The following is an 11,473-nucleotide window of genomic DNA, read 5'->3' as shown; positions in this document are numbered from 1 at the left end:
GCGGGGCCGAACAGGCCGCTTGTCCGGTGCTACCGGGCGTAGAGGGCCTCGACCTCGGCGCCGAACTCCTTCATCACCACGGCCCGCTTGAGCTTCAGGCTCGGGGTGAGCGTCCCGTTGTCCTCGGTGAAGTCGTCGCCGAGCACCCGGAACTTCTTGATCGCCTCGGCCTGTGAGACGGCCTTGTTCGCGTCGGCGACCGCTGCGTCCAGCTCGGCCAGCAGGTCGGGGTCGTCGCGCAGCTGCGCGGGGGTGAGCGAGGCGTCCTTGCCCTGGGCCTTCAGCCACGCGGGCAGGGCCTCGGCGTCCAGCGTGACCAGGGCGGCGATGAAGGGCCGCTGGTCGCCCACGACGAGGCACTGGCTGACCAGCTTGTGCGCCCGCAGCCTGTCCTCGAGCACGGCGGGGGCGACGTTCTTGCCACCCGCGGTCACCAGGATCTCCTTCTTCCGCCCGGTGATCTTGAGGAAGCCCTGGGCATCGAGCTCACCGAGGTCGCCGGTGTGGAACCAGCCGTCGGCGTCGATGGCCTCCGCGGTGGCCTTCTCGTTCTTCCAGTACCCCCGCATGACGATCCCGCCGCGCAGCAGCACCTCGCCATCGTCGGCGATCGCCGCGTCGACCCCGGGCAGCGGGCGCCCGACGGTGCCGATGCGCAGGGCCGCGTCGTGGTTGACCGCGGCGGCCGCGGTGGTCTCGGTCAGGCCGTAGCCCTCGAAGATCGTCACCCCGATGCCCCGGAAGAAGTGGCCGAGCCGCTCGCCGAGCGGGGCGCCGCCGGAGATGGCGCCGGCGCAACGACCACCGAGGGCGGCGCGCAGCTTGCCGTAGACCAGCCGGTCGAACAGCGCGTGCTGCAGCCGCAGCGCCAGCCCCGGGCCGCCGGTGTCCTGCGCCCGCGACCAGTCGACGGCCACCTGGGCGGCCCGGTCGAAGACCTTGCCCTTGCCGTCGGCGTCGGCCTTGCCCTTGGCGCCGTTGAACACCTTCTCGAAGACCCGGGGCACGGCCAGCACGAACGTGGGCTGGAACCGCCCGAGGTCCCCGACCAGGTCCTTGATGTCGGGGGTGTGCCCGATGACCGTGCGGGTGTTGAGCGCACCCACCTGCAGGACGCGGGCCAGCACGTGCGCCAGCGGGATGAACAGCAGCAGCGACCCGTCGGCGTTCATGAACCGGCTGAGCAGGGTCATGCCGTTGCGGATCTCGAACAGGAAGTTGGCGTGGGTGAGCTCGCAGCCCTTGGGCCGGCCGGTGGTGCCGCTGGTGTAGATCAGCGTGGCCAGACTGTCAGCGGAGAGGGTGGCCCGGCGGGCGGTCAGCTCGCTGTCGGGCACGTCGGCGCCGGCGGCGGTCAGGGTGGCCAGGCCGCCGTCGTCGATCACCCAGACCGAGCCCAGCTCGGGGGCCTCGGAGCGCACGGACTCGACGGTCGCGGCGTGCTCGGCGCTCTCCACGACGACGGCCCGCGCGCCGGAGTCGGAGAGGATCCAGGCCACCTGGTCGGCGCTGGAGGTCTCGTACATCGGGACGACGACGGCGCCGGCGGTCCAGATCGCGTAGTCCAGGACGGTCCACTCGTAGCGGGTCCGGGCCATCAGGCCGACCCGGTCGCCGGCCTGCACGCCACCGGCGATCAGCCCCTTGGCGACACCGGAGACCTCGGCGGCGAACTCCGCGTAGGTGACGTCGACCCACTGACCGGCCTGTTGGCGGCGCAGCCCGACCTCGTCGGGGTGCTCGGCCGCGTTGGTGGCGACCATGTCCGTCAGGGCGTCATCGGGCCCCACGCTGGCGGTGGGGGGAACGCTCAGTTCGCGCACGCCGTCCTCTCTGTCCTGCCCGGCCGGGGGCTCCGTCGCCCCGCCGCTCCGGACCAGGGTCCGGCGTCCAATCTAGTCCGCGCAGCCACCGCGCAGTAGCCGAGCGGCCCCGGACGGGGCAGGCGGCCCGGGAGGAGACCGGGTCAGGGGTGGGCAGCGACTACCCTGCGCCCCATGGCTGACCAGTCCACCCAGTCGATCGTCATCGACGCGCGAGCGGCCGAGGTCATGGCCGTGATCGCCGACTTCCCGGCCTACCCGTCGTGGGTGTCGGCAGCCAAGCAGGTGGAGGTGCTGGAGACCGGGGAGGACGGGCGGGCCCGCCGGGTGCACTTCGTGCTCGACGCCGGTGCGGTCCAGGACGACTACGTCCTGGACTACACCTGGGACGACGACCGCCGCGTGGACTGGACCCTGGTGCAGGGCCAGATGCAGAAGCAGCAGGACGGCTCCTACTCCCTGGCCGAGTCGGGTGGTCGCACCACCGTCACGTACTCGATCACCATCGACCTGTCGATCCCGATGCTCGGGATGATCAAGCGCAAGGCCGAGAAGGTCATCCTCGACACCGCGCTCAAGGAGCTCAAGAAGCGCGTCGAGGGCTGATGCGCGCCGTGCAGGTCCTCCTCGTCACCGGCCCCGGTGGCGCCGGCAGCTCCACCGTCGCCGCGGCCACCGCCGCCCGGCTGGCCGCGGCCGGCTCCCGGTGCGTGCTGCTCACCGGTCAGCCGGCCGGGATCGCCGACCTCCCCGACCGGGTGACCGTCGACGTCGCCGCACCGCAGCCCGCGCTGGAGGAGCTGTGGGCCCGGCACGCCGGGCAGCTGTCCGGCGCGCTGCCCCTGCTCACCGTGCCACCGGCGACCTCGGTCGTCGCGCTGCCCGGCGTCGCCGAGTTCGCGCTGCTCACCGCCCTCGCCGGGCACCTCCGCTCCGGGGACGCCGACGTCGTCGTGCTGGACCCCGGCCCGACGGCGGCGGCGACGGCGCTGGTCGGCCTCCCGGGGGCGCTGCGGTGGTGGCTGGCGCAGGCCGCGCCGACCCGGCTGCGGGTGCTCGCCACGCTGCGGGCGGCCGCCACCGCAGACCGCACCGGTGTCACCGCCGGGTTGCTCGCCGGTGCCGCCGCGACGGAGGAGCTGCTGGACGCCGTGCCGCTGGCCGACCCGGCGCGCACCGCCGTCCACCTGGTGCTGCGCCCCGACGCAGCGGCCGCCGACCACCTGCAGCACACGGCGACCGCACTGGGCGTCCTCGGGCAGCGGGTCGCCTCGGCCACGGTCGCCCGGCTGCTCCCGGCCGGCCCGGGGGAGTGGTGGCAGCAGCGGGCCGCGGAGCAGGAGCAGGCGGTGCGCGCGGTGCGCGCGCTCGTGGACCCGGTGCAGGAGGTGGCCGAGGCCGCCGTCGCACCGGTCACGATCGCCGACCTGTTCGCGCTGGACGCGGCGCTGCCCGGGACCGCGCGGCCGTCGCTGGCGCCGGCCGCGCCCCGCCGGGTGGACGGCGAGTGGCTGCTGGACGTGCCGCTGCCCTTCGCCCGCCGCGGCGAGGTCGAGCTCACCCGCTGGGCCGACGACCTGGTGGTCACCGCGGCCGGGGCACGCCGGTCGCTCGGGCTGGACGCCCTGCTGCGCCGGTGCACGGTCTCCGGCGGGTCGCTGACCGAGCCGGGCACGGCCCGGGCGGTGCTGGAGGTCCGCTTCGTCCCCGACCCGGAGCAGTGGCCGGCCGGGCTGCTGGCGGCCGGCGTCGCGGCCGGTGCGCCGGCCGAGGGGAGCGGGGCGTGACCGCGCCCGGCCCCGACTGGGTCGAGCAGGCCCGCCGGCTGGCTGCCGGGCTGGCCGCCGAGCACGCGGCCGGCGCGCGGCTGACCGACGTGCTGGGCGGGCTGCTCGGCACGCCCGCCGCGCGGCCCGACCCGGCCCGACCCGAGGACGACGGTGCGACCACGGCGCCCCCGGCGGCGGAGGACTGCCGCTGGTGCCCGGTCTGCGCCGGGCTGGCAGCGCTGCGTGGACGCCGTCCCGACCTGGTCGAGGCGCTCGCCGACGTGCTCGCCAGCGCAGCGACCGCGCTGCGTGCCCAGACGACCCACCCTGAACCGGACGGCAGCGCTGCCGCGCCCGAGGCCCCCGCCCCCGACGTCCGCGCCGCGGACGCACCAGCCCCTCCCGAGGAGACCGTGACCCACCCGGCCCCCGCCCCCGTCCAGCGGATCGACGTCGCGTGACCGCCCCCGATCGCCAGGGCCCTGGCCCCGGCGCCGTGCCGACCGGCCGGGCCGCCCAGCTGCCTGCGCTGGGCATCGACATCGGCGGCACCAAGGTCGCCGGCGGTGTCGTGGCCCCCGACGGCACGATCCTGGACACCGCCCGCCGGGCCACCCCGGGCACGTCGGTGACCGCCACCGAGGACGCGATCTCGGCGGTGGTCGACGAGCTCGCGCAGCGGCACGGTGACCCGCTGGTCGGCGTGGGCGTCGGCGCCGCCGGCTGGTTCGACCGCACCGGGGACACCGTGCTGTTCAGCCCGCACCTGGCCTGGCGCAACCAGGCGCTGCGCAAGGACCTCGCCGACCGGCTGCAGCGCCCGCTCTGGGTGGGCAACGACGCCGATGCGGCGGCCTGGGCCGAGTACCGCTACGGCGCGGCCCGCGGCAGCAGCCTGATGCTGATGATCACCCTGGGCACCGGGATCGGCGGCGGCATCGTCGTCGACGGCCGGCTGCAGCGTGGCTCGCACGGCGTGGCCGGCGAGTGGGGTCACATGCGAGTGGTGCCCGACGGCCGGCTGTGCGCCTGCGGCAACCGCGGGTGCTGGGAGCAGTACGCCAGCGGGAACGCGCTGGGCCACACCGCGCGGGAGGTGGCCGACAACTCCCCGGCGGCCGCGGCCGACCTGCTCGACCGGGTGGACGGCAACGCCGCGCGGATCACCGGCGAGGTGGTGGCGCAGGCCGCCGCCGACGGCGACCCGCTGGCGATCGAGCTGCTGTGCGAGGTCGGCACCTGGCTGGGGCAGGGGATCGCCGACCTCTCGGCGATCCTCGACCCGGACGTGGTGGTGATCGGCGGCGGGGTGAGCGTGCTGGGCGAGACGGTGCTCGCGCCGGCCCGGGAACGCCTGGAGCGGGCCCTGCCCGGTCGCGGGTTCCGGCCCGGGCCGCGGGTGGTGGCCGCCGAGCTGGGTGCGCAGGCCGGGATGGTCGGCGCCGCCGACCTGGTCCGCCGCGCCGTGGCCGACGGCGAGCAGTAGCAGCAGGTCCGACGGCGAGGACGGCAGCGGGGCCGGCGGCCCCGCTGCCGGGTGCTCACTCGGGGGCGAGCTCGCGGGCCAGCTGCTCCAGGAACAGGCCGATGTCGGTGACGATCCCCATCGCCTGGGCGCTGCCCCGGTCGGCCAGCTTGGTCACCGTCGCGGGGTTGATGTCCACGCAGACCAGCGGCACCGACGCCGGGAGGATGTTCCCGGTGGCGATCGAGTGCAGCATCGTGGCCACCATGATCGCGAAGCCGACGTCGGGCAGCTCGGCGCGCATCGCGCGCTGACCGTCGATGACGTCGGTGATGACGTCGGGCAGCGGGCCGTCGTCGCGCACCGACCCGACCAGCACGAACGGCTTGCCGGCCTGCACCATCGCGTGCATGACCCCGCCGGTGAGGACGCCGGTCTCCACCGCCGCGGCGATCGACCCGGCTGCCCGGATGGTGTTGATCGCCCGGATGTGGTGCTCGTGGCCGTGCGGCACGCCGGAGCCCTTGGCCAGGTCGACCCCGAGCGAGGTGCCGAAGAGCGAGGACTCGATGTCGTGGGTCGCGAGTGCGTTCCCGGCGAAGAGCACGTCGACGTAGCCGGCCTGCACCAGCCGGACCATCGCGGGCGCGGCACCGGTGTGGACCACGGCCGGGCCGCCGACCCACAGCACCCGCTTCCCGGTGGCCTTGACCTCCCGCATCCGCTCGGCGATCTGGCGGACCAGGAGCGCCTGGGGCTTCTCGCTGGAGACCGAGGAGGACATGAACCCGAAGTCGTCCTCGTCGCCGCGGGGCGCCTGCGGCGGCAGCTCCACCCGTACGCCGTGGGCGCCACAGACCACGGCGTCCCCGGCGCGCACGTCGCTGACCGGCACGGTGCGCACGACCCGTCCATCGGTCACGACCAGACCGCAGTCCATCTCCGGCTGCTGCACCCGCAGCCAGTCCCGGTCCAGCCGGACCAGGGTCTCCAGGTTGGTGGTCGAGTAGAAGTCCTCCGGGAAGACGCCGTCGGAGGGGGCGGGCCGGGTCGTCGCCGTCCCGGGGTCGACGGCGTTGGCCCCGTGCACCTGCACCCGCATCAGGATCCGGTCCAGCAGCTCGGGCTCGCTCGCGCTGACCTCGACCAGCGCCCGGGACTCGTCCTGGTGCTGACGACCCAGGTCCAGGCGGTCGATCCGGTAGTCACCGCCGTACTCGAGGACGTCGTCGAGCACCCGGGCGAGGATGCCGGTGTCCATCAGGTGACCGGTCAGGGTGACGACGGCGGAGTGCGTCGAGGAGGGGGAGCTCATCCCCGTGACGCTATCGGCTCGAGCGGTGTCCGCCGGGAGCTCGCGAGGAACGGGGGCGCGGGGTGCCCCCTCAGACGACCGCGCCGTCGTCCCCGTCGCGGTCGTCGCGGTCGCGCATCCGGGACACCAGCACCCCGACGCCGCCGACCACTGCGGCCACCCCGAGCACCAGGCCCAGGTCCAGTGACAGGCCGACCCGGGTCGGGGCGACGAGGAGCACGGCACCGACGGCGATGAGCAGCAGCGCGTACAGCGAGGCCGGCGCGAGGACCGGCAGCGGCGGGGGCGGGGGCGGCTCGTAGTGGTCGTCGAAGGCCTCCAGCACCGATCGCTCGGCCGGCGGCGGGGGCGGGTCGTCGCGCGGTTCGGCGGCCACGACGTTGCGGCCGTGCTCGGCCTCGAACGCGGCGACGATCCGGGCGAACTCGGCGTCCTCGTCGGTGACCCGGTCCGACCGGGGCGGCATCGGGCGGGGAGCGACCGGTTCGTCGGTGTGCGGGTCGACGACGGCGGCGGCCTCGGTGCGCCGGGCCCGGTCGACGAACAACCGGTCCGACGGCGGGCTGGGGAAGGACACGCTGCGGGTGTAGGGCTGCACGTCGGTGGCCGGTTCGAGGTAGGCGGCGATCCCCGCGGCGGCCAGCAGGTCGAGCAGGTGCTCGCCCACCCGGGGGTCGACGTCGCGCAGCGGGTGCCACAGCGTGGCGTCCAGCCCGTTGTCCCGGCGGCCCCGGCCGCGGCCGCGGGGGAGCGTCACGAGCTGCGCTCCTGGGCGGCCGGCACGCGTTCCCGGATCCACTCGACGGACCGGGTGAAGAGCATCGTCGCGTCGTTGTCCAGCGTCGCCACGTGCCAGCTGTCGTGCAGCAGCACCTCGGTGCTGTCCGTGCTGCCGACGCCGGCGAGCAGCACCCGGGTCGAGGCCGGCTCCACGACGTGGTCGGTGACGCTGCGGAACACCAGCAGCGGGGCCCGCACGGCGCCCAGGTCGGCGCGGACGGCGGTCCAGAGCCGGCGGAGTGCCAGCGCGGCCCGGGTGGGCAGCCGCGGGTAGGCCAGCTCGACCGAGCCCGGCTTCTTGATGTCGCCGGCGACCGGGACCCAGGCCGGGGTGAGCCGGGCCAGCAGCGGCAGCAGCCGTGCATCGCGCCGTTCGGTGAGCAGCGAGGGGTTGACCAGCACCAGGGCGGCGACGTCGTCCGGACGCCGCTGGGCCAGCCGCAGCGCCAGGGCGCCGCCCATCGACAGGCCGGCCACCACCACCGAGCCGCACCGGGCGCGCAGGTCGTCCAGCGCCCCGGACAGCTCCTGGTACCAGTCCTCCTCGGTGCTGGCGTTGGCGTCCTGCCAGCGGGTGCCGTGGCCGGGCAGCAGCGGGCAGCGCACGGTGAAGCCGGCGGCCGCCAGGTGCTCGCCCCAGAGGCGCAGGCTCTGCGGGGTGCTGGTGAACCCGTGGCACAGCAGCACCCCGACCGGTCCGCCCGGCAGGTCGAACGGGTCGGCGCCGGGCATCAGCGGCCCGGCCTGCGGTGCGACCTGCGGCATCGGTCCTCCGGAGCGGTGAGTGGCCGTGCGGCGGCGGCTGGGATTGTGGCGGTGTTGTGCGCCTCCTTAGTCTGACAGTCGCTGAGGGAGGCGCGTTGTTCTACTGGTTCCTCAAGTTCGTGGCCGTCGGGCCGATCGTCAAGCTCGTGTTCCGGCCCCGCGTCGAAGGTGTCGAGCACGTGCCGGCGACCGGTGCGGCGATCATGGCCAGCAACCACCTGTCCGCGGCGGACTGGATCTTCATGCCGCTGTCCCTCCGCCGGCGGGTCACCTTCCTGGCCAAGGCGGAGTACTTCACCGGCACCGGGCCCAAGGGGGCCGCGCAGCGGCTGTTCTTCGGCGGCAGCGGCCAGGTGCCGATCGACCGGACCAACGCCTCCGCGGCCGAGGACGCGATCCGCACCGGCATCCGCATCCTCAGCCGGGGCAGGCTGCTCGGGATCTACCCCGAGGGCACCCGGTCGCCCGACGGCCGGCTCTTCCGGGGCAAGACCGGCATCGCCCGGATGACCCTGGAGACCGGCGCGCCCGTCGTCCCGGTCGCGATGGTCTACGAGCCGCGCTCGGTGCCCCTGCCCGGCAAGCTGGGCCGCCGGCTCAGCAAGCACCTGCTGCGGGTCGTCGTGCGGTTCGGGGAACCGCTGGACTTCTCCCGCTACGACGGGCTCTCCGGTGACCGCTTCGTCGAGCGGTCGATCACCGACGAGATCATGTACGAGATCATGGAGCTCTCCGGCCAGGAGTACGTCGACCTCTACGGCGCCAAGGTGAAGAAGTCGATGGACACCACCGGCATCACCGCCACCGAGGCCGTGTCCCGGCTGCAGCCCCCGCCGCACGAGGCCGCCGACCGGCTGCCCAGCTCACTGGCCGGCTGAGCCCCCGACCCGACCCGCGGCCGGGCGATCAGCACGGGCTGAGGGTCGTCATCGCCGCCCGGTGACCGCCAGGAGCCCGGGGTGGTCGTGATCGGCCACCGCCTACGGTGTGCCGGTGAGCGTGCGGCGGTACTTCTACGACACCGAGTTCATCGAGGACGGCACCACCATCGACCTGGTGTCGATCGGCGTGGTCGACGAGACCGGCCGGGAGTTCTACGCCGTCAGCACCGAGTTCGACCCGGGGAAGGCGATCCCGTGGGTGCGCCGCAACGTCCTCGACCAGCTGCCCTCCCCGGCGGACAAGGCGTGGCGCAGCCGGGAGCGGATCCGGGAGGACCTGCTGTCCTTCCTCACCGCCCCCGGTGAGGAGATCGAGCTGTGGGCCTGGTTCGCCGCCTACGACCACGTCGCGCTGGCCCAGCTCTGGGGCGCCATGCCGGCGTTGCCGCGACCGATCCCGCGGTTCACCCGCGAGCTGCGCCAGCGCTGGGACGACGCCGGCCGGCCTGCTCTCCCGCCCAAGCCGGCAGGGACGCACGACGCGCTGGTGGACGCCCGGTACAACCTGACCCGCTGGCAGGTGATCGAGGCGGCCGGAGGTCTCGGAGCGGCCCGCTGACCTGCTCGGGGCGCGACACTGGTCCGGGTGGAGGCAGCAGCGACGCCGGACGAGGCGCTGGCCCGGCTCGCCCGCGCGGCCGCCGGCGAGCACGGTGCGCCGGCGGGGCTGCTGGACGGCTACCTGCCGGCGGTCCTGGCCGTGGCGCGGACCGGTCGCCGGCTCAGCGCCGCCGAGGAGGAGTCCTGCTGCCGGCTGGGCGGGGAGGCAGCGCGGGCCGGGGTGTCGTTGCCGGCGCTGGTCGACCTCTACATGACGGCGTCCCGGCGGCTGTGGCCCGAGTTGCCCGCGCTGCTGGGGCAGGTGCGGTCGCGGCCGGTCCGGCCGACGGAGCTGGTCGGCATCGGCGAGTCCGTCTGGCGCGCTGCGGACACCGCGTTGGCCGCCCTGGCCAGTGGCTACCTCGACGCCCAGCACGAGGTGGTGCGCCGGGAGGAGGCCTACCGGCGTGAGTTCGTCGACGATCTCTTCAGCGGGGGGTCCGACGTCGGGTCGCTGGTCGAGCGGGCCGAGCCGTTCGGCCTGTCGCTCACCGCGACCCACGTGGTCCTCGTGGCCGGGATCGACCGACCGATCGACTCGGGCATGCACGTGGCCGGTGCGGTCGAGGCGGCGGTCCGGGCCCGCGCCGCCGGGCGGGGTCTGCTCGTCGCCGCCAAGGACGGGCGGGTGGTGTGCATGCTCTCCTCGCCGGCCGACGACGGCAGGGGCGCCGACGCCTTGGACCCACCGGAGCTGGCCGAGGTGGTCGGCCGGGCCGTCGCGCGGCTGACCCACCGGTCCTCGTGGCGGGTGGGGGTCGGGCGTCCGCACGCCGGTCCGCGCGGGGTGCTGCACTCCTACCGGGAGGCACTCGACGCGCTGGACCTCGCGGCCCGGCTGGACCTGCCGCAGCCCGTCGTCCACGCGCGCGACCTGCTGGTCTACCGGGTGCTGCTGCGCGACGAGGCGGCCATGGCAGACCTGGTGCAGACCGTGCTCGGCCCCCTGGTCGGCGCCCGCGGTGGGGCAGAGCCGCTGGTGCGCACGCTGGCTGCCTACTTCGCCACCGGCGGGAACACCGCGGCCACCGCCCGGGACCTGCACCTGAGCGTGCGGGCGGTGAGCTACCGGATCGAACGGGTGCACACGCTCACCGGACACGACGCCACCGACCCGGCCGACCACCTGCCGCTGCTGGTCGCCGTGACCGGGGCCCGGCTGCTCGGCTGGCCCCGACGCCGGCTGGTCGCCGACTGAGGGTGCCGGCGGGTCCCTGGTTGCCGGGAACCGGCAACCGGGGGTGGCGGTACGGTGCCCGGTCCAGCCGGTGCGACCCCCCGGAGGACGGGCCATCGTCAGCAGGTGGCGAGGGCCGAGGCCGACCTCGCCCGTGGCCCGAGGAGGCTGCCGTGTCCGCGCACCCCGGAGACAGCGACGCCACCTGGACCCGGGTCGCCCGGGCGCTGCGACTGCTGCTGGCCGTCCTGTACGTGGGGATCGCCCTGCCCGGAGCCGTGGTGACGCCCGTCCCGCGGATGCTGCTGCTGGCGCCGCTGGTCGGTGCCTTCGCCGCCGTCGTCGCCGGCCTGGTCAACCCGGGGTTCCCGGCGCACCCACGCGCGCGGCGGGCCGTGCTGGGGGCCTTCGCCGCGGCAGCCCTGACCGTGCCCTTCTCCAGCGGTGTGGCACTGCTGGGGCCCTCGGGTGCCTGGCTGGTGATCGGCATGATCCTGCTGGCCGCGACCGTGGCCGGGATGTGGATCGCCGACTGGGACGCCGCGCCGCTCACGGTGTCGGACCCGCGGCGGGTGGCGGCGCTGCGCGACTTCGTCGGCGTGCTGCCCACGGAGGCGCTCATCCGGGAGTGGCGGGCCACGGACCCACCCCTGCAGGCGACGACGGACCCGCAGGAGCGGGCCGCCCTCGTGCGGGTCCGCGGTCTCATCCTGGACGAGCTCGTCCGCCGGGACCCGGCCGCCATGGCGCAGTGGCTGGAGGACGGCGGACCGGCCGACCCCGGTCCGCACCTGCGCCGGGAGCGGGGCCCGGCGGGCTGAGGGCCGCCGGCGGCAGG

Annotated in this window: 12 protein-coding genes; 8 read left to right on the top strand and 4 right to left on the bottom strand. The window is 75.3% G+C overall.

What is annotated here, in order from left to right; all coding sequences use genetic code 11:
* Nucleotides 1-29: 29 nt before the first annotated feature.
* The gene (locus O2W16_RS01495; protein WP_269157027.1) at nt 30-1,823 is read right to left on the bottom strand and encodes an AMP-dependent synthetase/ligase; all 1,794 of its coding nucleotides are present in this window, start codon (nt 1,821-1,823) and stop codon (nt 30-32) included.
* 174 nt (nt 1,824-1,997) lie between these two features.
* Here O2W16_RS01495 and O2W16_RS01490 point away from each other — a divergent pair, with 174 nt between their 5' ends.
* Genes O2W16_RS01490 through O2W16_RS01475 form a run of 4 tightly spaced genes read left to right on the top strand, consistent with a single transcriptional unit; the run spans nt 1,998 to nt 5,078 of the window.
* Entirely contained in the window at nt 1,998-2,429 is a 432-nt protein-coding gene (locus O2W16_RS01490) for an SRPBCC family protein (RefSeq protein WP_269157026.1), read from the top strand.
* Nucleotides 2,429-3,610 carry an ArsA family ATPase gene (locus tag O2W16_RS01485; protein WP_269157025.1) on the top strand — a complete coding sequence of 394 codons (1,182 nt, stop codon included), beginning with the start codon at nt 2,429-2,431 and terminating at the stop codon, nt 3,608-3,610. The genes O2W16_RS01490 and O2W16_RS01485 overlap by 1 nt, the downstream gene beginning before the upstream one ends.
* A complete protein-coding gene (locus O2W16_RS01480) occupies nt 3,607-4,053 on the top strand; it encodes a hypothetical protein (protein WP_269157024.1) in 447 nt (148 codons plus the stop codon). The genes O2W16_RS01485 and O2W16_RS01480 overlap by 4 nt, the downstream gene beginning before the upstream one ends.
* Entirely contained in the window at nt 4,050-5,078 is a 1,029-nt protein-coding gene (locus O2W16_RS01475) for an ROK family glucokinase (protein ID WP_269157023.1), read from the top strand. The genes O2W16_RS01480 and O2W16_RS01475 overlap by 4 nt, the downstream gene beginning before the upstream one ends.
* Before the next feature lie 55 nt (nt 5,079-5,133).
* On the opposite strand, the gene O2W16_RS01470 is transcribed toward O2W16_RS01475, so the two are convergent.
* The 3 genes from O2W16_RS01470 to O2W16_RS01460 all read right to left on the bottom strand — a co-directional run bounded on the left by O2W16_RS01470 (nt 5,134) and on the right by O2W16_RS01460 (nt 7,917).
* Nucleotides 5,134-6,372 carry an ornithine cyclodeaminase gene (locus O2W16_RS01470; RefSeq protein ID WP_269157022.1) on the bottom strand — a complete coding sequence of 413 codons (1,239 nt, stop codon included), beginning with the start codon at nt 6,370-6,372 and terminating at the stop codon, nt 5,134-5,136.
* A 70-nt stretch (nt 6,373-6,442) separates the two neighbouring features.
* Nucleotides 6,443-7,129, bottom strand: coding sequence for a hypothetical protein (locus tag O2W16_RS01465; RefSeq protein WP_269157021.1), 687 nt, complete (start codon nt 7,127-7,129; stop codon nt 6,443-6,445).
* Nucleotides 7,126-7,917 carry an alpha/beta hydrolase gene (locus O2W16_RS01460; RefSeq protein ID WP_269157020.1) on the bottom strand — a complete coding sequence of 264 codons (792 nt, stop codon included), beginning with the start codon at nt 7,915-7,917 and terminating at the stop codon, nt 7,126-7,128. The genes O2W16_RS01465 and O2W16_RS01460 overlap by 4 nt, the downstream gene beginning before the upstream one ends.
* Nucleotides 7,918-8,012: 95 nt before the next feature.
* On the opposite strand from O2W16_RS01460, the gene O2W16_RS01455 reads away from it, so the two are divergent.
* From O2W16_RS01455 to O2W16_RS01440, 4 genes are all read left to right on the top strand, one after another.
* Entirely contained in the window at nt 8,013-8,795 is a 783-nt protein-coding gene (locus O2W16_RS01455) for a lysophospholipid acyltransferase family protein (protein ID WP_269157019.1), read from the top strand.
* Between the two features lie 115 nt (nt 8,796-8,910).
* Nucleotides 8,911-9,417 (top strand): polyadenylate-specific 3'-exoribonuclease AS, encoded by a 507-nt coding sequence (locus O2W16_RS01450; protein WP_269157018.1) that lies wholly within the window; start codon nt 8,911-8,913, stop codon nt 9,415-9,417.
* A gap of 27 nt (nt 9,418-9,444) precedes the next feature.
* On the top strand, nt 9,445-10,656 hold the full coding sequence (locus O2W16_RS01445) for a PucR family transcriptional regulator (RefSeq protein ID WP_269157017.1): 1,212 nt from the start codon (nt 9,445-9,447) through the stop codon (nt 10,654-10,656).
* 152 nt (nt 10,657-10,808) lie between these two features.
* The gene (locus tag O2W16_RS01440) at nt 10,809-11,456 is read left to right on the top strand and encodes a hypothetical protein (RefSeq protein WP_269157016.1); all 648 of its coding nucleotides are present in this window, start codon (nt 10,809-10,811) and stop codon (nt 11,454-11,456) included.
* Nucleotides 11,457-11,473: the final 17 nt, after the last annotated feature.

Origin of the sequence: Modestobacter sp. VKM Ac-2984 (assembly GCF_026967985.1) — a bacterium.
In the GTDB taxonomy this organism is placed as follows: Bacteria; Actinomycetota; Actinomycetes; order Mycobacteriales; family Geodermatophilaceae; genus Modestobacter.
Note: the sequence above shows the minus strand (reverse complement) of the source record. Positions and strands in the feature narration are given on the sequence as shown.

Excerpts from the sequence above, each read along its gene's own strand:
- O2W16_RS01490 (WP_269157026.1), top strand. The coding sequence starts at position 1,998 with ATGGCTGACCAGTCCACCCAGTCGATCGTCATCGACGCGCGAGCGGCC.
- O2W16_RS01485 (WP_269157025.1), top strand. The coding sequence starts at position 2,429 with ATGCGCGCCGTGCAGGTCCTCCTCGTCACCGGCCCCGGTGGCGCCGGC.
- O2W16_RS01470 (WP_269157022.1), bottom strand. The coding sequence starts at position 6,372 with ATGAGCTCCCCCTCCTCGACGCACTCCGCCGTCGTCACCCTGACCGGT.
- O2W16_RS01460 (WP_269157020.1), bottom strand. The coding sequence starts at position 7,917 with ATGCCGCAGGTCGCACCGCAGGCCGGGCCGCTGATGCCCGGCGCCGAC.